The organism is Actinoplanes sandaracinus, from assembly GCF_030009775.1.
Classification (GTDB): domain Bacteria; phylum Actinomycetota; class Actinomycetes; order Mycobacteriales; family Micromonosporaceae; genus Actinoplanes; species Actinoplanes sandaracinus.
Genome location: NZ_JASCTH010000018.1, coordinates 48877 through 73208, shown reverse-complemented (window position 1 = coordinate 73208; position 24332 = coordinate 48877). Strand labels below are relative to the sequence as shown.

The 24332-nt window shown below is 70.7% G+C and carries 27 protein-coding genes; 10 read left to right on the top strand and 17 right to left on the bottom strand.

All coding sequences use genetic code 11. The features are described from left to right. Positions 1-89: 89 nt before the first annotated feature. The gene (locus tag QLQ12_RS26305) at positions 90-1637 is read left to right on the top strand and encodes an alkaline phosphatase D family protein (protein ID WP_282763151.1); all 1548 of its coding nucleotides are present in this window, start codon (positions 90-92) and stop codon (positions 1635-1637) included. Further along, entirely contained in the window at positions 1634-2398 is a 765-nt protein-coding gene (locus QLQ12_RS26300) for a galactose-binding domain-containing protein (RefSeq protein WP_282763150.1), read from the top strand. Before QLQ12_RS26305 ends, QLQ12_RS26300 begins: the two co-directional genes overlap by 4 nt. 235 nt (positions 2399-2633) lie before the next feature. Here QLQ12_RS26300 and QLQ12_RS26295 read toward each other — a convergent pair whose 3' ends face one another. Then, entirely contained in the window at positions 2634-3014 is a 381-nt protein-coding gene (locus QLQ12_RS26295; protein WP_282763149.1) for a VOC family protein, read from the bottom strand. Between the two features lie 57 nt (positions 3015-3071). On the opposite strand from QLQ12_RS26295, the gene QLQ12_RS26290 reads away from it, so the two are divergent. Beyond that, positions 3072-4280, top strand: a complete 1209-nt coding sequence (locus QLQ12_RS26290; RefSeq protein ID WP_282763148.1) for an alpha/beta hydrolase-fold protein — start codon at positions 3072-3074, stop codon at positions 4278-4280. Here QLQ12_RS26290 and QLQ12_RS26285 read toward each other — a convergent pair. The 4 genes from QLQ12_RS26285 to QLQ12_RS26270 form a co-directional block, all read right to left on the bottom strand. Beyond that, positions 4254-5510, bottom strand: coding sequence for an RNA polymerase sigma factor (locus QLQ12_RS26285; RefSeq protein ID WP_282763147.1), 1257 nt, complete (start codon positions 5508-5510; stop codon positions 4254-4256). The two genes, QLQ12_RS26290 and QLQ12_RS26285, sit on opposite strands and share 27 nt — an antisense overlap. Beyond that, the gene (locus tag QLQ12_RS26280) at positions 5498-5869 is read right to left on the bottom strand and encodes a YciI family protein (protein ID WP_282763146.1); all 372 of its coding nucleotides are present in this window, start codon (positions 5867-5869) and stop codon (positions 5498-5500) included. Before QLQ12_RS26280 ends, QLQ12_RS26285 begins: the two co-directional genes overlap by 13 nt. Positions 5870-5936: 67 nt before the next feature. Further along, positions 5937-6743 (bottom strand): SDR family NAD(P)-dependent oxidoreductase, encoded by an 807-nt coding sequence (locus QLQ12_RS26275; protein WP_282763145.1) that lies wholly within the window; start codon positions 6741-6743, stop codon positions 5937-5939. Positions 6744-6930: 187 nt separating this feature from the next. Beyond that, the gene (locus tag QLQ12_RS26270; protein WP_282763144.1) at positions 6931-7995 is read right to left on the bottom strand and encodes an aldose epimerase family protein; all 1065 of its coding nucleotides are present in this window, start codon (positions 7993-7995) and stop codon (positions 6931-6933) included. A 98-nt stretch (positions 7996-8093) separates the two neighbouring features. On the opposite strand from QLQ12_RS26270, the gene QLQ12_RS26265 reads away from it, so the two are divergent. Further along, the gene (locus tag QLQ12_RS26265; RefSeq protein ID WP_282763143.1) at positions 8094-8981 is read left to right on the top strand and encodes an amidohydrolase family protein; all 888 of its coding nucleotides are present in this window, start codon (positions 8094-8096) and stop codon (positions 8979-8981) included. 151 nt (positions 8982-9132) lie between these two features. Here QLQ12_RS26265 and QLQ12_RS26260 read toward each other — a convergent pair whose 3' ends face one another. From QLQ12_RS26260 to QLQ12_RS26245, 4 genes are all read right to left on the bottom strand, one after another. Beyond that, positions 9133-9618 (bottom strand): DnaJ family domain-containing protein, encoded by a 486-nt coding sequence (locus tag QLQ12_RS26260; RefSeq protein ID WP_282763142.1) that lies wholly within the window; start codon positions 9616-9618, stop codon positions 9133-9135. Between the two features lie 40 nt (positions 9619-9658). Further along, complete coding sequence (locus QLQ12_RS26255; RefSeq protein WP_282763141.1) at positions 9659-10171, bottom strand: DUF402 domain-containing protein; 513 nt, start codon at positions 10169-10171, stop codon at positions 9659-9661. 142 nt (positions 10172-10313) lie between these two features. After that, positions 10314-10499: a hypothetical protein gene (locus QLQ12_RS26250; RefSeq protein WP_282763140.1), complete on the bottom strand. Its 186-nt coding sequence runs from the start codon at positions 10497-10499 to the stop codon at positions 10314-10316. 67 nt (positions 10500-10566) lie between these two features. Next, entirely contained in the window at positions 10567-13305 is a 2739-nt protein-coding gene (locus QLQ12_RS26245; RefSeq protein ID WP_282763139.1) for a helix-turn-helix transcriptional regulator, read from the bottom strand. Between the two features lie 493 nt (positions 13306-13798). On the opposite strand from QLQ12_RS26245, the gene QLQ12_RS26240 reads away from it, so the two are divergent. From QLQ12_RS26240 to QLQ12_RS26230, 3 genes are all read left to right on the top strand, one after another. Then, positions 13799-14590 (top strand): AfsR/SARP family transcriptional regulator, encoded by a 792-nt coding sequence (locus QLQ12_RS26240; RefSeq protein WP_282763138.1) that lies wholly within the window; start codon positions 13799-13801, stop codon positions 14588-14590. Between the two features lie 233 nt (positions 14591-14823). Then, a complete protein-coding gene (locus tag QLQ12_RS26235) occupies positions 14824-15582 on the top strand; it encodes a hypothetical protein (protein WP_282763137.1) in 759 nt (252 codons plus the stop codon). Between the two features lie 34 nt (positions 15583-15616). Beyond that, positions 15617-16171 carry a hypothetical protein gene (locus tag QLQ12_RS26230; protein ID WP_282763136.1) on the top strand — a complete coding sequence of 185 codons (555 nt, stop codon included), beginning with the start codon at positions 15617-15619 and terminating at the stop codon, positions 16169-16171. A 324-nt stretch (positions 16172-16495) separates the two neighbouring features. Here the strand turns inward: QLQ12_RS26230 and QLQ12_RS26225 are convergent, their stop codons facing one another. The 7 genes from QLQ12_RS26225 to QLQ12_RS26195 all read right to left on the bottom strand — a co-directional run bounded on the left by QLQ12_RS26225 (position 16496) and on the right by QLQ12_RS26195 (position 21583). Continuing rightward, positions 16496-17497: a hypothetical protein gene (locus QLQ12_RS26225; RefSeq protein ID WP_282763135.1), complete on the bottom strand. Its 1002-nt coding sequence runs from the start codon at positions 17495-17497 to the stop codon at positions 16496-16498. Positions 17498-17891: 394 nt separating this feature from the next. Further along, positions 17892-18302, bottom strand: a complete 411-nt coding sequence (locus tag QLQ12_RS26220) for a GNAT family N-acetyltransferase (RefSeq protein WP_282763134.1) — start codon at positions 18300-18302, stop codon at positions 17892-17894. 1 nt (position 18303) lies between these two features. Next, complete coding sequence (locus tag QLQ12_RS26215; protein ID WP_282763133.1) at positions 18304-18525, bottom strand: transposase; 222 nt, start codon at positions 18523-18525, stop codon at positions 18304-18306. A 447-nt stretch (positions 18526-18972) separates the two neighbouring features. Continuing rightward, a complete protein-coding gene (locus QLQ12_RS26210; RefSeq protein WP_282763132.1) occupies positions 18973-19368 on the bottom strand; it encodes a hypothetical protein in 396 nt (131 codons plus the stop codon). Between the two features lie 7 nt (positions 19369-19375). Beyond that, complete coding sequence (locus tag QLQ12_RS26205) at positions 19376-21031, bottom strand: FtsK/SpoIIIE domain-containing protein (protein ID WP_282763131.1); 1656 nt, start codon at positions 21029-21031, stop codon at positions 19376-19378. Beyond that, the gene (locus tag QLQ12_RS26200; RefSeq protein ID WP_282763130.1) at positions 21028-21348 is read right to left on the bottom strand and encodes a hypothetical protein; all 321 of its coding nucleotides are present in this window, start codon (positions 21346-21348) and stop codon (positions 21028-21030) included. The genes QLQ12_RS26205 and QLQ12_RS26200 overlap by 4 nt, the downstream gene beginning before the upstream one ends. 40 nt (positions 21349-21388) lie before the next feature. Beyond that, entirely contained in the window at positions 21389-21583 is a 195-nt protein-coding gene (locus QLQ12_RS26195) for a hypothetical protein (RefSeq protein WP_092546299.1), read from the bottom strand. 351 nt (positions 21584-21934) lie between these two features. Between QLQ12_RS26195 and QLQ12_RS26190 the strand changes: the two genes are divergently transcribed. Genes QLQ12_RS26190 through QLQ12_RS26180 form a run of 3 tightly spaced genes read left to right on the top strand, consistent with a single transcriptional unit; the run spans position 21935 to position 23598 of the window. After that, positions 21935-22669, top strand: coding sequence for a helix-turn-helix domain-containing protein (locus tag QLQ12_RS26190; protein WP_282763127.1), 735 nt, complete (start codon positions 21935-21937; stop codon positions 22667-22669). Between the two features lie 7 nt (positions 22670-22676). Next, complete coding sequence (locus QLQ12_RS26185) at positions 22677-23153, top strand: NUDIX hydrolase (protein WP_282763126.1); 477 nt, start codon at positions 22677-22679, stop codon at positions 23151-23153. Continuing rightward, a complete protein-coding gene (locus tag QLQ12_RS26180) occupies positions 23146-23598 on the top strand; it encodes a hypothetical protein (protein ID WP_282763125.1) in 453 nt (150 codons plus the stop codon). The genes QLQ12_RS26185 and QLQ12_RS26180 overlap by 8 nt, the downstream gene beginning before the upstream one ends. Before the next feature lie 2 nt (positions 23599-23600). On the opposite strand, the gene QLQ12_RS26175 is transcribed toward QLQ12_RS26180, so the two are convergent. Continuing rightward, entirely contained in the window at positions 23601-24149 is a 549-nt protein-coding gene (locus QLQ12_RS26175) for an HD domain-containing protein (RefSeq protein WP_282763124.1), read from the bottom strand. Between the last annotated feature and the right edge of the window lie 183 nt (positions 24150-24332).

Below are 24332 nucleotides of genomic sequence, written 5' to 3'. Positions count from 1 at the left end.
GGTCCGCCTCGCGCGTTCCCGGGCGTTCGGGCCGCGACGGACGGTACCTTTTCTCCCGAATACCCGATGTTCGGGGGAGAGGGGTTCGGATGGTGAACCGCCGCGGGTTGCTCACCATGGGCGGTGCCGCGCTGACGGCGGCGCTCACACCCGTACCCGCGAAGGCCGCACCCGGACCCCGGGCCGATCCCTTCACGCTCGGGGTCGCCTCCGGCGACCCGCTGCCGGAGGGCGTCGTCATCTGGACCCGCCTGGCCCCGCGGCCGTTCGAGCCGGCCGCGGGCCTGCCGAGCGCTGATTTCCCGGTGAAATGGCAGGTCGCCGAGGACGAGAGGTTCGGCCGCGTGGTCCGCGACGGCACCGCGACCGCGGCCGCCGCCTACGGGCACTCCGTCCACGTCGACGTGCGGGGCCTCCGGCCGGGCCGCGACTACTTCTACCGTTTCCGCGCCGGCCGTCATGTCAGCCCGGTGGGCCGCACCCGCACGGCGCCGGGCAAGGCGGCGCAGCCCTCGAAGCTGCGGTTCGCGATCGCGTCCTGCCAGTCCTTCACCGACGGCTGGTACACCGCCCACCGGCACCTCGCGGCCGAGGATCTGGACGTGCTGTTCTTCCTGGGCGACTACATCTACGAGGGCGCCGTCGACGCGGTGGGCGGCGACCGCCACGACGCCTCGCTGCGCCTGCCAGACACGTTCGAGCTGCTCACCGACACCCTCGATCTCTACCGGATGCGGTACGCGCTCTACCGCACCGATCCCGATCTGCAGGCCGCGCACGCCGCTTTCCCATGGGCGCTGACCTGGGACGATCACGAGGTGCAGGACAACTACGCGGCCGGGGTGCCCCGGTTCGACGCGCCGCCCGCCGACTTCGAGGCGCACCGGGCCAACGCGTACCGCGCCTACTGGGAGAACCAGCCGCTGCGCCGGCCACGGCAGCCCGCCGGCCCCGACATGGCGCTGCACCGGCGGCTGCGGTTCGGGGACCTCGCCGACGCGTACGTCCTGGACACCCGCCAGTACCGGGCGGACCAGGCCTGCGGCGACGGTGTGCGCGCCGGGTGCGCGCAACGCGACGAGCCCGGGCGTACGCTGCTCGGCCCGGTCCAGCGGGAATGGCTGCTCCACGGCATGAAGCACTCCGGCGCCCGCTGGAACCTGCTGGCCCAGCAGGTGATGATGGCCGAGTGCCGGTACGGCGGCGAGGCCGGCCGCCTCGACATGGACAAGTGGGACGGTTATCCCGCCGACCGGACGGCGATCCTGGAGTCGGCCGCCCGCATCCCCGGCACGGTCGTGCTGACCGGCGACATCCATTTCAACTACGCCGCCGACCTGCGCGCCGACTTCTCCCGCCCGGACACGGCGCCGGTCGCCGTCGAACTGGTCGGCACCTCGATCACCAGCAGCGGCGACGGCGCCGACGTCATCCCCAAACTGGAGGAGCAGCGCCGGCACAGCCCGCACCTGCGGTTCACCAACGGGCAGCGCGGCTACGTGCGCTGCGAACTCACCCGCGACACGCTGCGCGCCGACTTCCGCGTGCTGTCGCACGTGACGCGGCCCGGCTCGCCGATCATCACGCGCGCCTCGTTCATCTCCGAGCGCGCCCGCCCCGGACTGGTTCCCGTATGAAGACGATCGCGGCCCTGCTCTGCGCGCTGCCGCCGGCCTCTCCCGCGCCGGACCCGGTCCACCTGGCGGTGGACCCCAAAAACCTTCCGATCACGACCGGCCAGTGCAACGCCCGAAATCTCTCGGTACGCCTGAGCAACACCTCCGGCCAGCCGGTGTACGCCGACGCGCACCTGTCCGCCCCGCCGGCCCTGCACCTGCAGCGCACGCTGGTCTCGACGTGGCTGTCCCCGGGCTACACCCGCGCCGTGCCGGTGCGGGTCAGCGCCGCCACCGGCACCCCCGCCGGCACCCGCCTGGTCCGGGTCAGCAGCGGGGGGCAGCGGGTGGACGTCCCGGTCACGGTCACCGCCCCGGCCACGTCCGCGCCGTTGACCAGCCGCGCCGCCCGGGTGACCGCGTCGTCGTTCCGGGCCGTCACCCCGATCTGCGGCGCGGCCGACGGCGACCCGGTCAGCCTCTGGGCGGACAGCACCAACCGGCGGTGGCCCGACTGGCATCAGCTCGACTGGGATGTCGGCATCACCGCGAGCCGGGTCGACGTCGTGACGCTCCCGGCTGCCCAGGGCGGCCTGCGCGACTGGGACGTCCAGGTCTGGGCGGACGGCGCCTGGCAGACCGTCGCCGCCGTCCGCGGCAACACTGCCGCCAGGGTGAACAGCACGTTCACCCCGCGGGTCACGAAGGCGGTGCGCATCCTCACCCTGGCCGGCAACGGCCTGGGCGATCAGTCCCGGATCGTCGAGGTCGCCGTGTCGTGAGCCGGCCGGACGGTGAACAGCTCGCCGGGACGCCGTGCCACTCTCCCGGCAGGCTCCGGCGGATGGCGTGGGGAGCCCGGTGTGGTCGCTGAGCAGGCTGTCATACGCCAGCGTGGCCCCGGCCGAGATCTCGGGCCGTCCAGCGGCCGACGAGGGCGTGCGCGTGTGGCTCGCCGCTTACGGCCCTGCCTGATCGGCGAGCAGGGTCACGGTATCGCCTGACCGGCGAGCGGGGTTACGGCGCCGCCTGGCCGGCGAGCAGCGGGAACCGGTTGCCCTCGGTGTCCTCCAGCAGCGCCCAACGCCCGAACGGCATGTCCACCGGCTCCTGCGCGAACGCCACACCGCGACCGGCGAGCTCGCGCCACGTGGCGTCCACGTCGTCACAGGAGAGGAAGACCGGCGTGTTCGGCTGCCCCGGCGACGCCGCCGGCGCGGGACCGGCGGCGCGCTCCAGGATCAGCACCACACCGTCGGGGAGCCGCACCTCCAGCCAGCGCTCGTCGCCGTAGGTCTCGTCCTGGACGACGTCGCACCCCATCGTCTCCACCCAGAACCGCTTAGCCCGCTCCTGGTCGCGGACCCCGATCCGGGCCTTGCTGATTCCTCGAAGCATCCCCCGATCGTCTCATGGCCCGCGGCGGGTCGCGGGCATGCGTTACCGTCCGACGCTATGGCGTCCATCGATGTGAGTGGCGGTCATGTAGTCGGTCCGCGGGTCTCCCGCCTGATGTCGAATCCCTCGCCGGCCGCGGTGGAGAAGCTCTGGAGCGAGGCGGTCGCGGCCGGTGGCCCGCTCATCGATCCGGGGGACGACACGACGTCCCTGGTCACCTTCCTGTGGCGCGGGGACACCGCCGCAACCTCGGTCGGCCTGGGCGTGAGCCTGCCGATGACCCGTCTGCCGGGAACTGACCTGTGGCACGGCGCGCGACTGCTGCCCACCGACCTCCGCACGGTCTACTGCCTGCGGCATGAGGGCCCGGAGCGGTTCCCCCGGCACCTCGACGGCGACGGCCCGGTGCACGTCGACCCGATCAATCCGCGCCGCGTGCACTTCTCCCGCGACCCGCTGGACCCCGACGACCACGACTGCTGGGGGTCGCTGCTCGAACTTCCCGGCGCTCCGGAGGAGCAGTGGACGAGCCCGGCGCCCGGGGTCGCGGCGGGCTCGCTCACCTCCGCGCGGGTGCGCAGCGACGTGCTCGGCTACGAACTGCCGGTCACCCTGTACCGGCCGGCCGGCGTTTCGGCCCAGGGCCTGCCCGTGGTGGTGTTCTTCGACGGCCACCTGGCCCGGACCATGCTGCGCCTGCCGACCGTCCTCGACAATCTGATCGCGGCCGGCCGGATCCCACCGGTGGCCGCGCTGCTGGTCCACAACGTCGAGGCCCGCCGCGAACCGGAGCTACGGCCACTGCCGACCCTGGCGCGGTACGTGGTCGACGACCTGCTGGCGTGGGTGCGGGCCACCGTCGGCGCCGGCCGGCCGGGGCAGGACGTCGCCGGCGGGATGTCGCTGGGCGGCCTCGCGGCCACGTACCTCGGGCTGGCCCGTCCCGACGTCTTCGGTGGGGTGGTCGCCCACTCCGGAAGCTTCTGGTGGCCGGTCCCGGACCATGGTGAGCCGGGCCGGCTGATCCGCGACGCCGCCCGGGCGCCGCGGTCCCCGGTGCGTTTCTATCTCGACGTGGGCGTCCTGGAATTCCATGCGATGGCCGACGGCATGCCGTCACAGGTCGAGTTCTGCCGGGCGATGCGCGACGCGCTGCGCGCGAACGGCCATCACGTCAGCTATGCCGAGTACAGCGGCGCCCACGATTACGTCAACTGGCGGCGGACCGTCGCAGACGGGTTACAGGCCGTCCTCGCGCCGTCGTAACGCTGATTGCTGTCGCCGCAGGTGCTCACGCTCGGCGGGGTCGTGGGTGAGGGCGATCGCCCGGTCGTACTCGGCGGCCGCCTCGTCGCCCCGGCCGAGGCGGCCGAGCAGATGGGCGCGGGCCGCCCGGGCCGGCTGGAAGCGCCGGGCCGGCTCACCCGCATCGGCCGCCAGCGCGTCGAGGAGGGCCAGACCGGACGCCGGGCCCTCCACCTCGGCGGTGACCGCGGCGAGCGCGACGCCGCCGCCGAGCGACGGCGCGAGATCGCTCAGCACCCGGTGCAGATCCAGCAGGGTACGCCAGTCGGTGCCGCCGGTCCGGGACCGCGCGCAGTGCACGGCCTGAATGGCGGCCTCCACCTGGAACCGGCCCAACCGCCCGTGTGCGTGGGCGGCGCGCAGGTGCTCGTGGGCGCGACGGATCAGTTCGTGGTCCCACCGGGCCGGGTCCTGCTCGTCGAGCGGCACGAACCGGCCCCGGCCGTCGGTGCGAGCACCGGCCCGCGCCGTCGACAGCTGTACCAGCGCGGCCAGGCCGTGCGCCTCCGGATCGCCGGGCACCAGCGTGGTGAGGACGTCGGCGAGGTGCAGCGCCTCGGAGGGCACGGGCCGGGCCTGCGGGCCGGTCGTGGACCAGTCGATGACGTGCACGCCGTAGACGGCTTCGAGCACCGCCGCCATCCGAGCCGGCAGGGCGTCCCGGTCCGGGATGCGGAACGGGATGCCCGCGGCCTTGATGCGTTTCTTCGCGCGGACCAGGCGGGTGGCCATCGTGGACGCCGGCATCGAGAACGCCCGGCCGACCTGGGCGGCGGTGAAGCCGAGCACGGTGTTGAGCATCAGCGGGGTGTGCATCGTCCGGTCGATCGCCGGGTGCGCGCAGACCAGCATCAGCTCCAGCCGCCGGTCCGGGATCGCGTCGACGTCCAGGTCGTCGAGGTGTGCCGGCGCGTCCAGGTCGGGGTCGAGGGCGACGGTCCGCCGCACCTCGGCCGACCGCCACCAGTCCCGTAGCCGGTTGCGGGCGACCGCGAGCAGCCACCCGTCGGGGTTGGCCGGCACGCCCTGCTCCGGCCACGTCCGGACGGCCCGCTCGAAGGCGTCGGCCAGGGCGTCCGCCGCCGCCTCGATGTCGCTAGTCGCCGCCGACAGCAGCGCGAGCAGCCGCCCGTAGCTGTCGCGGGCGGCCAGGGCGGCCGCCCGCTTGCCGCCGTCGGTCAGCGTGTCCATCCGCCGTCGAGGAACGACGTCGCCACCGGCCGGATCTCGATCACACCCCACTGGGAGCCCGGGCACTTCTCGGCCCAGCCGATCGCCGCGTCCAGATCGGGCACGTCGACCAGGAAGATCCCGGCCAAGGCCTCCTTCGTCTCGGCGAACGGGCCGTCCTGCACCCGCAGGCCGCCGTCGCGCCGGGTGACCGTGGTCGTCCCGTCGCTCGGGCGCAGCACGTCGGCGGAGTGCAGCACCCCGGCCTGCTCCAGCGCCTTGGCGTAGGCGTCGAACGCCCGCTGCGCCTCGGCGACGATCTCGGGACTCAGTTCCCCGTCACCCGGCTCCTGGTAGTGCATCAGCAGTGCGTACCGCATCGTTCCTCCTCGGTTCGAGTGTGCCTTGCACCGAGATGACGAACGAGCGGCGATCAGATCGTCACACTCACGAAGCCGATCCGGGCTCGGCCATCCGGCGGTGCATCTCGGCCTTGGCCCGGTCCGGCATGACCTTGCTCGCCGCCGCCTGCGCCTTCGTCTTCACCGAACCGGCCTGCACCTTCTCCCGGCCGTCGAGCAGCGCCCGGATCGCCTGTTCGGCGACGAGCGCCGGATCGTCCTTCTTGTCGCTGGCACCGACCCGGGTGTCGTCCATCTCGGCACGGTGGAAGAAATTCGTGTCGGTCGGGCCCGGCATCAGCGAGGTCACCGTGACGCCGGTGTCCTTCAGCTCGGCGTGCAGCGCCTCGGCGAACGACTGCGTGAACGACTTCGACGCGTTGTAGACCGCCTGGTAGGTGCCCGGCATCATCGACGCGATCGACGACGTGATCAGGACCCGGCCGCGGCCCCGGGCGACCATCCCCGGCAGCGCGCGCTTCGCCAGGTGCACCGTCGAGGTCACGTTCACGTCGATCACGTTCATCTCGTCGGCCAGGTCGGTGCCGCCGACGAACTCCCCGCCGATGCCCCGGCCGGCGTTGAGCGCCAGCACGTCGATGCTCCGGCCGGTCGCCTCGATCGCTGCCCACGCCTGCTCGACCCCGTCGTACTGGGCGAGGTCCGCGCGGACCGCGGTGATCTGGTTCCGGCCGTCCCTTCGCAGGTCGGCGGCCGCCTCCTCGATGCCTTCGTCCTCCGCGACGACCAGCAGGTCGAAGCCGTGCCCGGCAAGCTGCCGGGCCAGCTCGAAGCCGATCCCACTGGACGCGCCGGTGACGACGGCGAACGGATTCTCACTCGGATTCGTCATACCGCCCGTGTGCCCCACGAGACGCCCCTCAATCACCCGATCAGGGAAACCCGCGGCGGATACGGACCTCGTCCGCGCCGGTCCGCACGACCATGGGAACGAGGCGTGGCGAGCGTGCCGCCGAGGGCGGAACGCGTCCCGGCCCGCCACGACCCCGGCCCATGGTGGTGCGTTGAGGGTTCGCGCGTCAGGCGTACGTGGCGAAGATGTGGGTCGTGGTCGAGGTGTAGGTCTCGCCCGGCCGCAGCACCGTCGACGGGAACGCCGGCTGGTTGGGGCTGTCCGGGAAGTGCTGGGTCTCCAGCGCGAACGCGTCGCCCTGCCGGTAACTGCGGCCGCCGCCGCCGCGCAGCTTGCCGTCGAGGAAGTTGCCGGAGTAGAACTGCAGGCCCGGCTCGGTCGTCTCGATCGTCATCTCGCGCCCGCTGGCCGGGTCCCGCACGACCGCCGCCGTCCGCAGGCCGGCACCGTCGTGGAGCACGTAGTTGTGGTCGTACCCCCGGCCGATGCCGAGCTGCGGGTGGTCGTCGCGCAGCCGTTCGCCGATGGGGTGGAAGTCCTGGAAGTCGAACGGCGTGCCGGCCACCTCGTCGAGCGCCCCGGTCGGGATCAGGGTGGCGTCGACCGGTGTGTAGCGGGCGGCGTCGATGCGCAGCAGGTGGTCGGCGACGGTTCCGCTGCCCTCACCGGCGAGGTTCCAGTAGGCGTGGTTGGTCAGCGCGACGACCGTGGGCCGGTCGGTGGTGGCCGCGTAGTCGAGGCGCAGTCCGTTGTTCTCGTCGAGGGTGAACGTCACGCTCGCCCGCAGCGTGCCGGGGAAGCCCTGCTCGCCGTCGGCCGAGGTGTAGCTCATCCGCACCCCGCCGTCGACCGCCTCGGCCGACCAGACTCGCTGGTCGAAGCCGTGCGAGCCGCCGTGCAGGGTGGTCTGGCCCTCGTTCTGCGACAGCTTGTAGGTCTCCCCGTCGAGGGTGAAGGCGCCCCCGGCGATCCGGTTCGCGTAGCGGCCGACCGTCGAGCCGAGGAACGGGTTCCCGGCGAGGTAGGCCGGATCGGTGTAGCCGTCCAGGTTCGCGAAGCCCAGGGTCACGTTGCCGAGCCGGCCGTCGCGGTCCGGCACCAGCACGGATTGGATCGTCGCGCCCCAGGTGAGGACCGACACCGACATCCCGTTCGTGTTGGTCAGCGTCCACTTGTCGATGCCCGTGCCGTCGGCCAGCTCACCGAACGCCACCCTGTCGATACTCGTCATGCGCCGCATCGTCTCAAACGCGCGCCGCGTGGGAGCGCTCACCTCCGGCGCGTCCCGCCTGCTGCCCGCCTTCCGGCGCACGCCCTAGGATCCTCAGGATGAGCACGCGGGTCGACTGCCATCAGCATCTGTGGCCGCCGGCGTTGGTCGAGGCGTTGCGGAGGCGGGACGGCTTCCCCTGCCTGCGGGGCTGGACGCTGCACCTGGCGGGGGAGAACCCCTACCAGGTGGACCCGGCCGCCCACGATGTCACGCTCCGCCGCGAGCGGGAACTGGCCGAGGGCGCCGGCCGGGTGCTGGTGTCGCTGTCCAGCCCGCTCGGCATCGAGCACCTCCCGGCCGCGGACGGCGCCGAACTGATCGACGTTTGGCATGCGAGCGCGCTCGTGCTGCCGGACCCGTTCCACGTGTGGGCGGCCGCATCGGTGACCTCGCCGGATGCGCCGGCGCTGGCCCGGGTGCTGCGCGAGGAGCGGGTCGCCGGCCTGCAACTGCCGGCCACCGCTCTCGGCAGCCCGTCCGCGATCGCCCGACTGTCCCCGCTGCTGGCCGTCCTGGAGAAAGCCGGCAAGCCGCTGCTGGTGCATCCCGGCCCGGCCCCCGCCGAGGACGGTGACCTGCCGGGCTGGTGGCCGGCGCTGGTTCCGTACGTCGCCCAGATGCACCGGTCGTGGATGGCCTGGCACGTCGCCGGCCGCACGCTGCATCCGAGGCTGCGGATCGCGTTCGTCGCGCTGGCCGGGCTCGCGCCCCTGCACCACGAACGCCTCACCGCCCGCGGTGGGGGCGCCTTCGGCCCGGCCGATCCGAACGTCTTCTACGAGACGTCCTCCTACCGGGCCGACGCCATCGGCGCGCTGACCGCGGTCGTCGGCGCGGCCGCGATCGTGCACGGATCCGACCGCCCCTACGCCGAGCCGCTCGACCCGGCGACGAACGCCGCCGAGTTCTTCACCGCCAACCCCGGCCGGCTGCTCGCCGGTTGACGCAGCAGCCCGGCGCGGCGGTGGGCCGGAACCCCGGCGAACGCCGCCGAAGCGCCGCTGGTGGCCGTTCAAGAGACAGATGTCGTACGGGTCAGCCCGCCGCCGACCGCAGCCGGCCCGTCCCGTGCCTCCCGCGCGAGGCCGCTGCCCCTCACGGCCGCTGCCGCGACCACCGGGCAAGGCGGCGCCACCAGGAAAGCGCGGGCTCCGGGTCGGCGGCAACCGGTTCGGGCGCCGGCGCCGGCCGGTCCGCCCACCAGCCGGCCACGATCGCCTCGGTGTCGACCTTGCGGACGAACAGGCCCCGCTCGGCGGGCAGCCGCCACGACTCCTCGATGCGGCGGTTGAGGTCGGCGACGGTGGCGCGCACCTCGTCCTCGGTCGGCAGGCCACGGACGGCTCCGGCGAGGTCCTCGGCTTCCTTGCGCAGCAGCAACGGCATGGGGAGGGCCGTGTCGGCGGGCACGTCCTCGCGTTGCAGGTAACCGCGGATCCACCAGTCCTCGCCGTCGTCGCCGGGCGGCAGGGCTTTGCCGGAACCGGGAAGGTTGTCGAAGTCGCCCCGGTCGGCGGCGTCGCTGATCTGCTGCTCGACCCACGACTCGGCACTCATTCCGTGGGGTTTGCGCTCCGTCATGCCATGAAAGATTAGCCAGCTTCGGTGGATTCGCGAGCCCTCACGGTCGCAGTGCTTCCCATCGCGGGCTGAACGGCAGGTCCGCCAGCACGGCGATGGCGCGCGGCGGAAAGTCGGGCCAGGAGTCGCGGCTGATGTCCGGCCAGCGGTTGAGGTGCCGGTCGAGGAAGGTCTGGGTGCGGCGCAGCCCGTCGGCCCCGGTGGCGGCGTCGAGGTCGCCCGCGGCGATCGCGTCGCCGTACTCGTCCAGGTCGAGAACCCGGTAGGGGAGGTCGGGCGGCCCGACGATGACGTCGATCCAATGGTCGGCGACGTGCACGGTGTGTCCCTCGTCGACGATGCGGACCAGGTCGCAGTACCACCAGCCGCGCTGATGTTCCGGGAAGATGACCGGCTGGTTGATCTGGAACCCGGTGTCGAGCAGCAGAAACGTGCGCTGCTCCCAGTCGGCGCCCTGCCACGTGAAGCCCCAGTCGTACACGATCGCGTCACCGTCGCGGTGACCGGCGGCCCGGACCGCGCCGTCGCGGATGACCGTCACAGGAGTCGGCATCAGGCGATGATGCCATCCGTGACGCCGGCACGGCCCGCCCGTGATCTCGACCAGACGCCCGCGCACACCGGGTGCCAGGACGGGGTCGTGTCCTGGCACCCGGGCCGGCGCCGCGGATTCCGCCGGGCCGGATCACCGACCGTCAGGCTGGTTCCCGGACGCCGCCCTCGCCGCCCTCGCCGCCCTCGCCGTCGTCCGGCATCGGTTCGGCGGGGGCCTCCGGCAGTTCGGTCGGCGCGTCCGGCAGGAGCGCGGAGACGTCGTCGGGCACGGGCTCCCGCGGGTCGATCGGCGGGTAGTCCTCGGGGTCGAGATCCGGTTGGTTCATGAACCGATTGTCCCGTCGGTGCGGCGTCACCGCACCTTTCGCCGATCAACGCCGGTGTTCGCGAGGCCTACCGGCGGCCGACGAGGTCGCCCACCTCGGTCCGTGACGAGACGCCCAGCTTCCGCAGAATGTTCGACACGTGCACGGCCGCGGTCTTCGGCGAGATGTAGAGGCGGCGCGCCAGCTCCGTGTTGGTCAGCCCATCACTGATCAGCACGGCCACCTCGCGCTCCCGGGGCGTCAGCGCGGCCGGGCCGGAGACCGCGGGCTCGGCGTCGGCCGGCGCCAGACCCAGCCGTGCGCGCACCTGGGCGAGCTGGGCCACCCGCCAGCCACCCCACCCGGCCAGCAGGGACGCGGCCGCCTCCGACTGGGCGGCCGCCTCCGCGCGGCGGTCGCCCGCCAGCAGGCAGCGGGCGGCGCCGACACGCACGGTGCCCCGGGTCGCCGGCCCCAGGATGTGGGCCTCGGCGACGGACAGATAGCCGGCCAGGGCCTCGGCGTGCCGGCCGTGCGCCTCCGCCAGCTGGGCGTCGACGAGCGTCCGGTAGGCATCCCACACCTCGGCGTCGAGCAGCGCGGTGGCCAACCGGTCGAGCCGTTGCGCCGGCAGGCCGATCTCCAGCGCCGCCGAGATCAGGTCGTGGGCCTGCTCACCGCTGCGCCACGCCTGCCCCTCCAGCGCCGCGAGAAGCTCGTCCATGGCCGCCTCGGCACGCGGAAGATCACCCCGCCGGCAGGCCAGGTGGAACGCGATGCCGGGAATCACGGTCGGCGGATTGGTGGTCAGCACCGCCAGATCGGCGATCAGGCCGTCGACCCGGTCCAGTTCGCCCGCCTCCAGGTAGAGCCCGGCGAGGAACACCCCGTGGTACTCCGCCCAGCGGCCCCGGCGCCGATAGTTACGGTCCCGCTCCCGCCCCTCCTCCAGCGCCCGGATCGCGGCGCGCAGATCGCCGGTCCGCAGCGCGAGCCGGGCACGGCCCCGGAAGTAGGTGGCCACCGCCAGCGACTCGAAACCGGCGCGTTCGGCGTTGATCCGCATCCGCTCCAGGGCCGCGGCGTGCTCGGCCGGCGACTTGGGCGGCTCACCGTCCACCAGGGCGTGCAGCGCACGGGCCGCCAGCACCCACTCGCCGCGCCGCTCCGCCTCGTCGATGAGGCCCGACAGGATCTCGCGGCCCTCGGCTGCCGTCGGCCCCCGGTCCATCAGCGTCGAGCCCTTCTCCACCAGCGCGGTCAGGCGCACCGCCGGCAGGTCGAACTTCTCCGCCAGCGCCAGCGCGCGATCCGACCAGAGCACCGCGTCGTCGAACTCGTCGCGCAGGTACGCCGACTGCGCGATCGCCGTCATCGCCCGCGCCTGATCAGCGCCCGGCGGAAGCTGCGCGATCAAGGTCTCGATGTCGTGGGTCAGGGCACGCATGTTGTCGGTCTCACGGGTCTCCCACGTGAGGCGGACCAGAAGGTAGAGCGACTCGGCCCGGTCGGTGGCGCTGCCCGCGAGGTCCCGCCAGCGCCGGCCGTAGCGCAGGGCGTCGTCCAGCAGACCGGCCAGCCAGGCCGCCCGCGCCGCGGACGCCAGCAGGTCGATGTCGTCGGGCGCCTCGTCCAGGCCCATCTCGGCCAGTTGCAGAGCCTGATAGGCGGAACCGATCGAGAGGTAGAGCGCCGCGCCGCGCCGGGCCGCGGTGATCATGTCGTCGTACCGGCCGGCGCCCCGGGCGTGATGCGCCACCATGGCCGGATCGGACGCGCCACCCCGCAGGAGCACGTCCAGCGCGGCCTCGTGCAGCCGCCGGCGCTGCCGCCCCAGCATCTGGTCGGTGATCGCCTCCCGCACCAGCGCGTGCCGGAACGCGAACTCGTCGTCGCCGGACTCCACCAGCACACCGCGGGTCACCAGATCGCGCAGCACCGCGATCAGCTCGTCCTCGCCGGCGCCGGTCACATCGGCGAGCAGATCGAACGGGATCCGGTGGCCGAGCACCGTCGCCGCCTCCACGATGCGGTGACTGACCGGATCCAGATCGTCGACCTGCCGGCGCAACACCTCGGCGAGACTCCACGGCAGTGGCTGCTCGACCAGCGCTTCCACGTCGTACCCCGGCAGTGCCCGGAGAAGTTCCTCCAGGAAGAAGGGGTTGCCGCCGGTGCGATGGTGCAGCGCCGTCGCGGCGCGCAACGGCGCGGGAGCGCCGGTCGCCGCCGCCAGCAACGCCGCGGTCTGCGACGGCGTCAGACGATCGAGGCGTACGTGTGTGACGGCGTGCCGGCGTTCCATCCGCGCCAGCAGGCCCGCCACCGGCTGGCGGCGGGTCACCTCGTCCGGCCGGTACGTCCCGATGAGCAGCCGCGGCCCACGCTGGTCGGCGATCCGCTCGAACAGCGCCGCGCTCTCCGAGTCGGCCCAGTGCAGGTCCTCGAAGACGATGACCGCGGGGGAGTCACCGATCAGGTCGGCCAGCACGGCCAGGCCGGTGTGCAGACGCTCGACCGGGCTCCGCCGCGGATCCGCGAGAGCCGCCAACTGTTCCTCATCGACCTCCGGCCGCCCGTCGATGGCGTCGAGCAGCACCTCGTACGGCCGGGACAGCGAACCGGGCTCCGCCTGGCCGACCAGCACCACCGTCTCCGCCGACAGAGTCGCCAGCAGCTCGTGCACCAGCCGGGTCTTCCCGATGCCCGGCTCGCCCGCGATGATCGCGACAGCCGGCTCACGCGCCGCAGCGAGCCGCGCCAACCGGCGCAGCTCGCTGTCTCGCCCGATCATCACCGGGCTGGCACCGCCGCGGACGCTTCGCACGACGACAGGGTACCGGTGGGCTGTCCGCGTACCGCTCCGCCTTTCCTTGCCCAGCCCTTCCGTACCCGGCGGGCGGCGCTCGCGAGCAGACGGCCCCTCTCGGCCTCGGCGATCAACCCACGGTTGTGGTCGTTCGCCAGATCCAGCAACACGCTCGGATGCATCAACATGACCTTGTCTCCCCATCGGTTGGTGATGGGTCAATCGTCGGCCGGCCGGCGAGCCGCCACATCGGAAGCGTTTACCTATCTTCGCTGGTCATCGATGCTTAGGCGGCGTGGGCGGGCCGTCTAGGCATACCTAGGCGGGTGTCTGGGGTCACGGTGCGGTGCGGTGCCGTCCCGCCGGCCTCCGCACCCCGATCACCCGATCGGCGCCCTGATCGTGCGCCGGCACGGTGCTGGAGTCTCCGTCCGCCGCACCGCCGTTATGCTGCTGCCGACTGCCGTACCGTCGCAGTCGGGAAACTGCTGCTAGATGGGGGGACAGTGCGATGACCGACGGCTCGCCCGCCGTCGGGCTGCGGTTCGAGATCCTCGGCCCGGTCCGGGCCTACCGGGGCGCCGAACCGGTTGACCTCGGGCCCGTCAAACAGCAGGCGGTCCTCGCCGTCCTGCTGCTGCACGCCGGCACGCCCGTGCCGATATCGAGCATCATCGCCGCGCTCTGGGGCGGCGACCCGCCGGAGAACGGCATCGACATCGTGCAGCGGTATGTGGGCGGGCTACGCCGGGCGCTCGACCCGGAACGGACGTCGCTGATCGCGCTGACCCCCGGCGGGTATGTCCTCCACGCCGGCGAGACCGCCGTCGACGCCGCCCTGTTCCGCGCCGCGCTGACCCAGGCCCGCGGCGAACACCGGATCGGTGATCCCCGCACGGCCTCCGATGAGGTACGCCGTGCGCTCGGCCTCTGGCAGGACGAGCCACTGGCCGGCCTGACCGGGCCGGTCTTCGAGTCGGCCCGCGCCCGGCTCAACCAGGAGCGGGCCGCCGCCGCACAGTTGCTGGTCAAGCCCGCCCATCCCGACCCGTCACGGGTCGAGCCCGCCCGCCCTGACCGGACGCGGGTCGAGCCCGCCCGCCCTGACCGGACGCGGGTCGAGCCCGCCCGCCCTGACCGGACGCGGGTCGAGCCCGCCCGCCCTGACCGGACGCGGGTCGAGCCCGCCCGGCCCGACCCGACGCGGGTGGCGCCGGCGCACGGTGAGCCGGTCTCGTCGAAGCCCGCTTATCCCGAGCCGGTCGATCCCTGGGCCGGGCACGAGCTCTTCCCGCCCGACTAACGGTCAGCACCAGGCGCGAGTGGCATCCGCGATCTTCAGCCCCGGCCCGTTGTGACTGGTGGCGAATTCGCCCCGTCACTGCGAGGCGGGGCGGATGATGTTGACGGTCCGACGCTGCCCCGCCCGGCTGCCTCACGCGGCCGTGCCCTCCCTGCCAGGGTGAGTTGAGGCCAGCGGGTAGCGATGCCGCAATCGCGTGGACATCCAAGCTCTCGCCGGGCACACTCCCGCGGATGAGTACGACGGATGCCGACCTGGCCTTGCGATATCTGGCAGGCCATGGGTTCGCGCCGATCGGACCCGATCGGTGGGGGTGGGACGGCACGCCACCGGAGGAGATGTCGAACGAAGACGTGGCCTTCCACACGGCATTCGAGATCACCACCGACGAGAGCCTGGACGCTGTGCAGCGCGTGCACACGGCGCACGGCCTATTCGACCTGACCTGTGCCTTCGAGGTGCTGACCCATTTGAACGCCTACGTCTGCAACAATGCCGACCCGGCCGTCGCCGATGCCTTCTGGGCCGGCTTCCGCGTCCGGATGGCGGTCGCGGAGCCGATCGAGCATCTGCGGCTGGACTTGAGGACCTACTGGTTCTGGGGGCGCACCACCACCAAGACCGCCTTCAACGCGCTGCTCGGCGACGATGTGCGCCGCCTCGCAGCGGCTGGCCGCCTGCCCGAGCTGGCCACCGGTCCGCTGCACCTGCGCGCCCGCCACGTCCTGGAAGACTCGGGTTCGGTCGACTGGAACGACAAGCGCGACGTCTACCAGGCTGCCGCCACCATCGCCGAGCTTCGTCCGGCGGTCTTCCGCGCCCTGCTCGGCAGTTATCACGCCGTCTCCGGCAGCCTTGACCCGGCCGAGGCTGAGGCCCTGCTGGACAGCCTGCACTTGCCCGCCGACACCGAGCACCTGCCCCAGCTGCGCGCGGTCCTGCGCGAGGGCGTTGCGAACCACTACACGGACCCCGCCGCCTGGCACGGATGACTTTTGGCCGGTGTCGCGGAGTTCCGGGGAGCCGATGACGTTCATCGGGCAGTTTCCCTTGCCTGGATCGGGCGTCGCGATGGCGTACCTGTTCCTCGGCGACGAGGACGGAACCTTTGATCTGGAGGCAGGGGGGAACGCCTTCCTGATTCAGCCGGGAGGGCGTGTGCCGCCGTTTGTGAGCGGCGAGGTCCGACGTACGGGTCCGACGCTGTGGCGGCGAGGCAGCGACTGGTTCGAACGGCAGCCGGTGGAGTTACGTCTCGACCTGAAAACGCCGGACGAGACGGCGGTTGCAGCATTCGAGCGGCAGGTCATCTACCGTGACGCAGCGCTGAACGGTATGCCGGTAGAGGAGGATACCGATCTTCACGCTGTGGATTGCCGTAGCTACGTCGGGGGCGAGCCCTTGTTCTGGCAGCCCTGGACGCCTCCCGAAGTCGATGCCTCGTGGCGGTTCTTCCTCCAGTTAGACGGTGCCGAGGGCTGGGGTGAGGACGCGTTCGCGCTCAACTTCGGTGGGGGAACCGGATACGCCTTCCTTAGCCACGATCAGCGGGAGGGCCGGTTCTGCTGGGACTGTGTCTGACCGTCCGCTCATGGCCGCTGATCGGGCGAGTACCGGCCAGCCCGTCATCGTGTGGTGGCCCCAACCGAGCAACGCACTCGTGCCGCGACCGGGCCCGTCAGCCAGCGGCGAGCCGTCACACTGCATGGCCGAAGTTCCGTGTCACCCGGCGTCCTGAACTGTCGAGTGGAGGGCGTCCCTGAAATGGAATCGCGTTCAAGGGTTTGGTCAGTGGGTTCCGCACGTGTCGTTGGTCGGCTTGCGTCCTGGGTTCCGTGACGGCGACCGGGGAAGGCCGCAACGGATCCCGAGCGAACGACCAGGCGAACGTAGGTCGTCACCAAGCTAATCGTGGTCGTCGTCCGGGACCGGGTAGCGGTCGTGAACCGCTTTGTAGTCGTCCATGCGACCGGCCACGACGTGAGCGGAGGCGATGACGTGACGGATCCTGCGGGAGTCCTCATGCGCCGGGCCGAGGACGGAGCGGACCCGGTCGATGACGCGTTCACCCAGGGCGAGCCGCCGTGGATCGGTGTATCCATAATGGTTGGCGAGTTCGACCAGGGCGTGCAGCGTCCGTGGGTGGTCGGGGCCGAGGACGCGCTCGTGGTCGGTGGTGAGCCCTTCCAGCAGTGGCAGCCGGTCGGCCTCGTTGACGAAGGCTCCGTGCAGGCTGGCGTGGAACTCACGGGCGTCGACCGTCTCGGGATGCACCGGTCCGAGTTGTCGGCTGCGTTCGGCCGCGATCCGGCTCCATCCGGCCGCCGCCTCCGTGCGCATCTCCCGTGACCGTTGAGGATCCCGTCCTTCGAGGAGCGTGCCCAGTCTGAGCCTGGCCCCCAGGGTGTGCGGATGGTCGCTGCCGAGTTCCCGTTCGCGGTCTGCCAGCACCTGGAGCCAGCCCTGGACCGCTCGCTCCGTGAGAGCCGGCCGTTCAACCTCGGGGACGTGTGCCGCGAGCATCGCCCAGGTGTCGAGCGTGTCCGGGTGAAGGCGGCCGAGGACCCGTTCCCGTGCCCCGGCGATGCTCGCCAGGGTCGCCACGAACTCCGGGTGGGGCAGGGTTTCGAGGTTCATGCGGCGGAACGCGAGGTCGTACCGGAGCGCCAGCACGTCCGGATGGTCCGGACCGAGAGTGCTTGTGCGGCTGTTGAACACCGCCGTTAACTCCGCCTCTGCCAGGCTCTCCCAGGTTGACGCGCTGTCGTCGTAGTCGTACTCGTCGTAGACCGCGGCAAGCCGCAAGCGCGTCTCGATGGTGCGCTCGTCGTGGGGGCCGTGGTCCCGCACGTGACTGGCGAGGGCAGCTTTGAGCTCATCGATGCGAACAAGATTGCTGTGACGCATGCAGCGCAGAGTACCCAGACGTTTCGCGGGGATTGCTACGAGCCAGTCCGCGATGTCACCTACGACGAAGACCGCAGTAGGTACGCCACCGGCAGCACATGGCTGGCCGCCCAACGTGGTCGTGAAGGTCACGCTTCGGTGGTCTCTATCGAATAAAGTCGATCAAATGAAACGCTGCAGCGCCTCGCCGTGGGTCCCCTTCGTTGCCGGAGCGGTCGCGGCCCTGGCCACACGTTTGATCACCGACTCTTTCATCGTTTCGCTGCTGGTAGCCGTAGTGGTGGGGTTGGTCCTCGCCAGCATCGTGGCAGCATCGGGGCGTCGCGGTGCACGCCGAGATGTCTGATACGGGCCACTGACACTTCGGGTAACGCATTGCCGATGTGCGCGTGTTTCAGGCCCTGGCCGGGCTCGTGGGAGTCAGCGCGAGCTTCATGTAGACGCTGTTCGGGTCTGGCAAATAGTCGGCAAACGGCGGGCACGTCACGAACCCGTGCCGCGCATATAGTCGCCGGGCCGGTGCGAAAAAGTCCAGACTTCCCGTTTCCAGGCTGACGGTCCGATAACCGCGCCGGCGGCACTCGTCGAGCAAATGCGCGAGCATGTGTCCGGCTACGCCGCGCCCGCGAGTCTGAGGCCTGGTACGCGTTGCCTTGATCTCGCCCTCGGACGAGCTGAGCTGCTTCAGAGCGCCACAGCCCAGCAGGTCGGCCGCTTCCCACACCGTCCAGAACGACACATCGGCCGCACGAAGTCCGACCTGGTCCAGCGCATGCACGCTCTCGGCCGGTGACGTCGCGTTCATGTCAGCGAGATGTTCGGCGGTTCTCCTCGGCCATCTCGATGGCCGGCCGGTCATGACGTTCACCCGCGTCTGCCTCAGCCTGCCGAATCCAGTTCCGCATCGCTTCGTGATGCACGTTCAACTGCTCGGCCAGCCGCCGGATCGTCGGCTTCGGGTCCGACTCGCGGTACAGGCGCACGGCACGCGCCCTGAGTTCGTCGGGGTACTTCTTCGGTGCTGCCACGGATACTTCCTCCCCATGATCAGTCGATCAATTGTCGGTGTCGTCATTCTGCTGGCTGCCGTCCTTTCGCCGCACAGTTACCTTATCGGCCCGGGGAAAGGATCGAGTTTCCGTCGAGGAGGTCGCTGGAGAATGGATTGGTATTGGCGGAGGGCGGCTGGTTCTGCGGGCGGATCGCACCTTTGATGCAGAAGAATTGCCCCTACCTGAACCGAAACCGCAGTCTCGGCCGTGGACCGGTGCAGGCGACTGGGATCTGCGAACTCCAGGGGAGTTGGAACGGCAGGAAATCAGGATCACGCCAGATAATATTAACGACCCGCTATACGTGTGGAAAGACGAGCACAGCGCACGGCTCTACTGGACTCGAGCGTTGACAAAGACCCTGACGACTATTGGTTGGATAAGTCGTAGTCCACTCTTTTGCCGCGATCCGCATGGCGGCCTTCAGAGTTCGTACGGGTAAAGGGCGATGTTCTCCCGCTGAAGGTAGAGGTTCACCCAAGACCCGTCGCTCGCAGTCGGGATGTATCCGGCAACATCCAATAGGATTTGATCGCCGCCCAGTTCGAGGACCGCTGCGCCATCAACGGTGAGCTTGAGCCGGCCCCGGACGATGACACAGTGGCCTCCTTGCTCGAGACCGGGTGACGTCTCGTCGGCCGGGCGAGCGTTCTGACCCCATACGATCTCCTCGTCGATCGTCCACTCCACGGGGTACTGCCCGGACGGGATATCCGGAGCTCCGCACCAGCGGACGGCGGTATGCCCGAAAGAGGTCCTGATCTGGACCAGAAGCGGACTCCAGGGGAACTTGGCGGTCTTCACCACCTCGACAAGCATGTAGGCATCATGGCAGGGGCCGTTCGGCCGAGGGGCGCGAGCTCATCTGCCCCCGAGCGTGCGCGGGCGACTCGCCCGGACCGTGACGCTCGCTGGACACGAACGCCGCGTAGCGGCCGTCGGCGCTGAGCGACACCGATCCGATGGCCGCGCGGGACAGCGGATCGAGGTCCGGCCGCTGGTCGGCGTAACGGGCGGCGGTCTGGCGTACGAGATCATCGGTGACGAGGTAGGCGCGGGCGCGGCGCGGCTGGTTGTGGCCGTCCGCCAGGACGTAGAACTTGCCGGGTGCGTCGAGGGTGTGGGCGTGCCAGCCGGCGGCGAGCATGCCCTTGTCGAGGATGAGGTCGACGTCGCGGCGTTCCCGGACGCGTAGGCAGACGCGGATGCTCATCTGGGAGCGCAGCGCTCCCCCGCCCATGGCCTTCTGGGTCGGGCGCTGGGTCGCGGCGAGCAGGTCGACGGCGACGGCACGCCCGCGCCGAGCGATCGACTCGGCGTGCCCGACGGCGTCCGGGGCGGTGTCGGCGAGTTCGGCGTACTCGTCGATCACGATGACCAGGGCCGGGGCGGCTGGTGTGGGTTTCCAGACGCGGGTGTTGTCCTGGCCGGAGGCGTGCGCGCGGGCGTCGAGCACGGCAACCGCGTCAGCGAGCAGTTCGGTTGCCTCGTCGGGGGTGGTGGCGAGTCTGGCCAGGCATGGCGCCCAGGGCCGGAGTTCCATGCCGCCTTTGAGGTCGATGCCCCAGAGGACGACGTCGGTGCAGGCGGCGAGGTTGCCGAGGACCACGTTGAGCACGCCGCTCTTGCCCGAATCTGTAGTTCCGCCGATGAGTGCGTGCCGGCGCAGTAGTGCGATGCGTACGGGTGTCGCGTCCTCGAAGACACCCAGCTCGATCGGGTCGGCGAGTGAGCGGGAGGTGGGGCCGGGCCATGGGATTGCGCCGGTGTGCGGGTCCGCGGCGAGGACGCGCATGGTGCAGCGGCCGGCGTGCGCCGGATCCCGCTCGACGCGAACCGCACCGGGTCGCGTGCCGAGGGCCGATTCGATGGCCAGCACGCGGGCGATGACATCGGCGACGCTCTGACCTGGTCGCAGCTTGATGCGGGCACGCCATCCCCAGGTGTCGACGACGGCCGACATGATGCGCGAGCCGGCCAGGCCGATCTGCTCGGCCAGGTTGGGCCACGCGTTGATGACCCGGTCCACTCGCACACGGGCTCGCCGTCGCCGGTGTGCCCACCACGGCACGCCGAGCGCGACCACGGCCAGGATCAGGAGCGTCGGTAGAGGCGATCGGGTCGGCCCGAGTGCGGTTGCAGCAGCGAGCCATCCGCCGGTGAGGGTGGTCGTTGTGGTGGCGTAGCCGCGCTCGGCGCTGCGGGTGAGTCCCCAGGGCCACCCGCGCACTGCCACGGTTGCCGCCAGCACGGTCACGAGGGTGACCACCGGCCACGCTCCGGGACGGCTGTGGTGCAGGACCGACCCGACGACGACCAGGACCAGGGCGAGGAAGACGGGAGCGACTTCCGATCGGTAGCGGAACAGAGTCCGGCCGATGGCAGCGAGAACGACGAGGGTCAGAGGTTCATCGGGTACGACTAGCAGCGGTTGTGGGTTGCGGCGGTTCCAACGGCGGTGTCTTCGGCCGTATGCCCTCATTCGGCGAGTTCGCCCTGTTCCGGCGGCATCCATACCTGGTGCTCGGCGACCGCATCACGTAGGTAGGTCAGCGGCTCGGACTCGCCGTCATGGTCGGCGGAGAGAGTGGCGCGAGCAGCGGCTAGCAGGTCGGCGAAGTCCCGCCGAGTGCGGGTGAGCAGCCGCGCGAGCCGGTCGACCTCGGTGAGCAGGACCGGGACGTCCCCGATGGCGGTCCAGACGGTGACGGGCGTGGGCCGGCGGCGAGCGGCGTGCAGGTGGGAGCGGACGGCCTCCTGGTCGATGGTCGGGCGTGGGATGTACTGGTCGTTGGCCATGTGCGGCTTCTGATCTCCTTCCGATAGGTGGGTGCTCATGTCAGAGGCTCAGTCCGGCGACGAACCGGGCCAAGGCGCGCAGCCCGTTGCCGATCTCCGGGCCGATGGACGACGAGGCGAGGAAGTAGCCGAACGCTGCGCAGACGGCGGCCTGCCAGAGCGGCAACCGGGCGTACCGCCACAGCAGGTAGACGAGGACTCCGAGCAGTAGGACGGCGGAGACGGCGATCGTCACGCGTCACCGCCACGGCGACCGTTGCGGTTGCGGCGGCTACGGAGACCCCCGTCGGTCCCGGCGTGGCTGCCGCGCGGCTGATGCCGGCGAGCCCACCGGGCCCGGTTGGTGCACTTACGGCAGAGGATGGGGTTGCCAGCGGCAAGCTGAGCGCCGCAGGGGCAGGTCGGGGTCAGATCCTGCGGGATACGGATGGTCATGGTTGATCTCCTCTCGGATCGGCGATGCGGACTGCATCGGCGTGCCATCAGAGTGCGATCAATCGACGGGACGTAATCAGGTCATGGCTGGACGTATCGAAGACGTCTCCTCTAGCCTGGTCGGGCCGCCGGACGTCTTGACGGGAAGCCGATGCCGAACGAGCGACTACGCACCGCATTGTTGGAGAACGGGATCACGCCAGCCGACCTGGCGACATCACTCAAGGTCGATCCCAAGAGTGTCGAGCGATGGATCAGCGGACGGACGCCTTATCGCCGGCATCGGTACGCGGTCGCGGCCCGCCTCGGCGTGGACGAGGTCTACCTCTGGCCGGACGCGCTGAGCCCCGACCAGGTCGCGAACGCCAGCGAAAGCGAGATCATCTCGATCTACCCGCATCGGTGGACAGTCCCGTCCGATCTGTGGCGCAACGTCTTCGCCAGCGCCGAGGAAGAGATCGGTGTCCTGGTATACAGCGGCCTGTTCGTCTCCGAGGACGCCGGCATCCAAAAGATCTTCCGAGAAAAGGCAGAGGCAGGAGCGCGGGTACGCATCCTGCTCGGCGACCCGGACAGCGACGTCGTCGCGCAACGCGGAGCCGACGAGGGTGTCGACGATGTCCAGGCCGCGAAGATCCGCAATGCCCTGGTGATGTACCGCCCGCTCCGTGACATCGAGGGCATCGAGTTCCGGCTCCATCGGACGGTGCTCTACAACTCGATCTACCGTGGCGACGATCAGGTACTCGTCAACACTCACATCTACAGCTTCACCGCAGCTCAAGCCCCGGTTCTCCACCTACGACGGGCCGCCGGCGGGGGCATGGTGACGACGTACCTGGAAAGCTTCGAACACGTATGGGATCAAGCGACACCGTTGGAGTGAGTGCCGGGTGGGACAGCGCATCGACTACTTCGACGACCCTGACGCGCCCACGGCTACGTCATTGGTCCCGTCGGCGAATGCCGTCGTGGTCAACGACAGCGGCGAGATCCTGCTGATCCGCCGTTCCGACAACGGCAACTGGGCGCTGCCCGGCGGCGCGATGGACCTCGGCGAGTCTCTGCCCCAGACGGCGGTCCGGGAGACGGCCGAGGAGACCGGCATCGACGTCGTGATCACTGGCCTGGTCGGGATCTTCACCGATCCGCGGCACGTCATCCGCTACACCAGCAACGGCGAGGTACGTCAGGAGTTCTCCATCGTCTTCACCGCCCAGCCGGTAGGCGGGGAGCCGACGCCCAGCGAGGAAACGACCGAGGTCCGATGGGCGTCCGAGGCCGAGTGCCGCACGCTGCCGATGGACCCCTCGATGCGCCGGCGGATCGAGCACTTCCTCACCCGGCCTCAGGACGTACACCTTGGATAGCGACGCACTCGGCGCCATCGCAGACTCGTTCTCAGCCGTCGGCACCATCGGCGCATTCCTGGTCGGCTTCCGCCTGCTCCGCCGCGAGCACCGACGCGAAGCGGACCGGGCCGAGGAGGAACGACGCGCTCAGGCCGAGCGGATCAGCGCGTGGATCGAGCTGGTCAACAAGCGCGACGGCACACGCGACCTCACGTTCCATATCCACAACGCCAGCCCGATGCCGATTTACGAGGTGGAACTCCCCCTCCCGGCACGGGGTGACGAGGAACCGCACGTCGAGTTTGTCGGTCTGGTCCCACCCGGTCAGACCATCCAGCGTCCCGCCCCTATCGAATGGCTACGGTCCTACGTCGAGCCAGAACCGGTGCAGATCGAGTTCCTGGACAGCGCCGGCCGCCGTTGGAGCCGCGACGAACAGGGCACCCTGTCCCGCTCGGAATGACCTCAGTACTGGGCAAGCGCTGCGTCGATCACCCGAACCGAGTTGATGATCAACGGACTCGCCTCACGGATCGACTCGGCAACAAGGTGGCCGTCCCCGTACCGGGAAAGAATTTCGGCAAGCCGCCGCTCGACTTCCACCGGCTCCCCGTCGGGTGTGGTGGTCATGTCGGCATAGGTGATCGCGTGCGACGCCACGCCCTCTACCGGCGGGAACTCTCGCGCAAGTTCCTCGGACAGGCCCCGCTTGCGGCCCTCGATGAACGCACACGAGTGGTGCGCGACCAGTCGGCAGATCAGATCGTCCATGCCGGCGACATCGCGCAGGTAACGGGCGCCGTCGAGCTGATGCATGCCGGTGACGACCAGGTCGGGCGCGTAGCCGACATCGTGCAGCCAGGCCGCGCACACCAACGCGGACGCGTCGTCGCCGACGAGATGAGCAACCGACTCGGCCTTACGGCCTACGCCTTGGCTGTGCACCCAACGACGCGGGATCGACTCGGCCAGCACCAGCCGCGTCAGATCGCGAGCACGCTCAATCTCAGCCACACCGGCAGATTAGCGCCCACCCGGATGTAGCCGTGCGCCCTCGTTGCCCGCACGTCCTCCTTACCGACGAGTCCCTGAAAGTAGCTCAGCGAGCCGGTCTGCCACGGCCACCGTCACGTCCCCCAGCCGCACAACAATCGAACCTGCGTGGTCCACGACATCGTGCAGTCCCGGAAAGTCCTG

Excerpts from the sequence above, each read along its gene's own strand:
- QLQ12_RS26285 (WP_282763147.1), bottom strand. The coding sequence starts at position 5,510 with ATGGACACGCTGACCGACGGCGGCAAGCGGGCGGCCGCCCTGGCCGCC.
- QLQ12_RS26280 (WP_282763146.1), bottom strand. The coding sequence starts at position 5,869 with ATGCGGTACGCACTGCTGATGCACTACCAGGAGCCGGGTGACGGGGAA.
- QLQ12_RS26205 (WP_282763131.1), bottom strand. The coding sequence starts at position 21,031 with ATGAGGGCATACGGCCGAAGACACCGCCGTTGGAACCGCCGCAACCCA.
- QLQ12_RS26305 (WP_282763151.1), top strand. The coding sequence starts at position 90 with ATGGTGAACCGCCGCGGGTTGCTCACCATGGGCGGTGCCGCGCTGACG.
- QLQ12_RS26225 (WP_282763135.1), bottom strand. The coding sequence starts at position 17,497 with ATGCGTCACAGCAATCTTGTTCGCATCGATGAGCTCAAAGCTGCCCTC.
- QLQ12_RS26290 (WP_282763148.1), top strand. The coding sequence starts at position 3,072 with ATGGCGTCCATCGATGTGAGTGGCGGTCATGTAGTCGGTCCGCGGGTC.
- QLQ12_RS26295 (WP_282763149.1), bottom strand. The coding sequence starts at position 3,014 with ATGCTTCGAGGAATCAGCAAGGCCCGGATCGGGGTCCGCGACCAGGAG.
- QLQ12_RS26190 (WP_282763127.1), top strand. The coding sequence starts at position 21,935 with ATGCCGAACGAGCGACTACGCACCGCATTGTTGGAGAACGGGATCACG.
- QLQ12_RS26250 (WP_282763140.1), bottom strand. The coding sequence starts at position 10,499 with ATGAACCAACCGGATCTCGACCCCGAGGACTACCCGCCGATCGACCCG.
- QLQ12_RS26200 (WP_282763130.1), bottom strand. The coding sequence starts at position 21,348 with ATGGCCAACGACCAGTACATCCCACGCCCGACCATCGACCAGGAGGCC.
- QLQ12_RS26210 (WP_282763132.1), bottom strand. The coding sequence starts at position 19,368 with ATGCTTGTCGAGGTGGTGAAGACCGCCAAGTTCCCCTGGAGTCCGCTT.
- QLQ12_RS26220 (WP_282763134.1), bottom strand. The coding sequence starts at position 18,302 with ATGAACGCGACGTCACCGGCCGAGAGCGTGCATGCGCTGGACCAGGTC.
- QLQ12_RS26240 (WP_282763138.1), top strand. The coding sequence starts at position 13,799 with ATGACCGACGGCTCGCCCGCCGTCGGGCTGCGGTTCGAGATCCTCGGC.
- QLQ12_RS26230 (WP_282763136.1), top strand. The coding sequence starts at position 15,617 with ATGACGTTCATCGGGCAGTTTCCCTTGCCTGGATCGGGCGTCGCGATG.
- QLQ12_RS26255 (WP_282763141.1), bottom strand. The coding sequence starts at position 10,171 with ATGCCGACTCCTGTGACGGTCATCCGCGACGGCGCGGTCCGGGCCGCC.
- QLQ12_RS26260 (WP_282763142.1), bottom strand. The coding sequence starts at position 9,618 with ATGACGGAGCGCAAACCCCACGGAATGAGTGCCGAGTCGTGGGTCGAG.
- QLQ12_RS26270 (WP_282763144.1), bottom strand. The coding sequence starts at position 7,995 with ATGACGAGTATCGACAGGGTGGCGTTCGGTGAGCTGGCCGACGGCACG.
- QLQ12_RS26265 (WP_282763143.1), top strand. The coding sequence starts at position 8,094 with ATGAGCACGCGGGTCGACTGCCATCAGCATCTGTGGCCGCCGGCGTTG.
- QLQ12_RS26235 (WP_282763137.1), top strand. The coding sequence starts at position 14,824 with ATGAGTACGACGGATGCCGACCTGGCCTTGCGATATCTGGCAGGCCAT.
- QLQ12_RS26275 (WP_282763145.1), bottom strand. The coding sequence starts at position 6,743 with ATGACGAATCCGAGTGAGAATCCGTTCGCCGTCGTCACCGGCGCGTCC.
- QLQ12_RS26300 (WP_282763150.1), top strand. The coding sequence starts at position 1,634 with ATGAAGACGATCGCGGCCCTGCTCTGCGCGCTGCCGCCGGCCTCTCCC.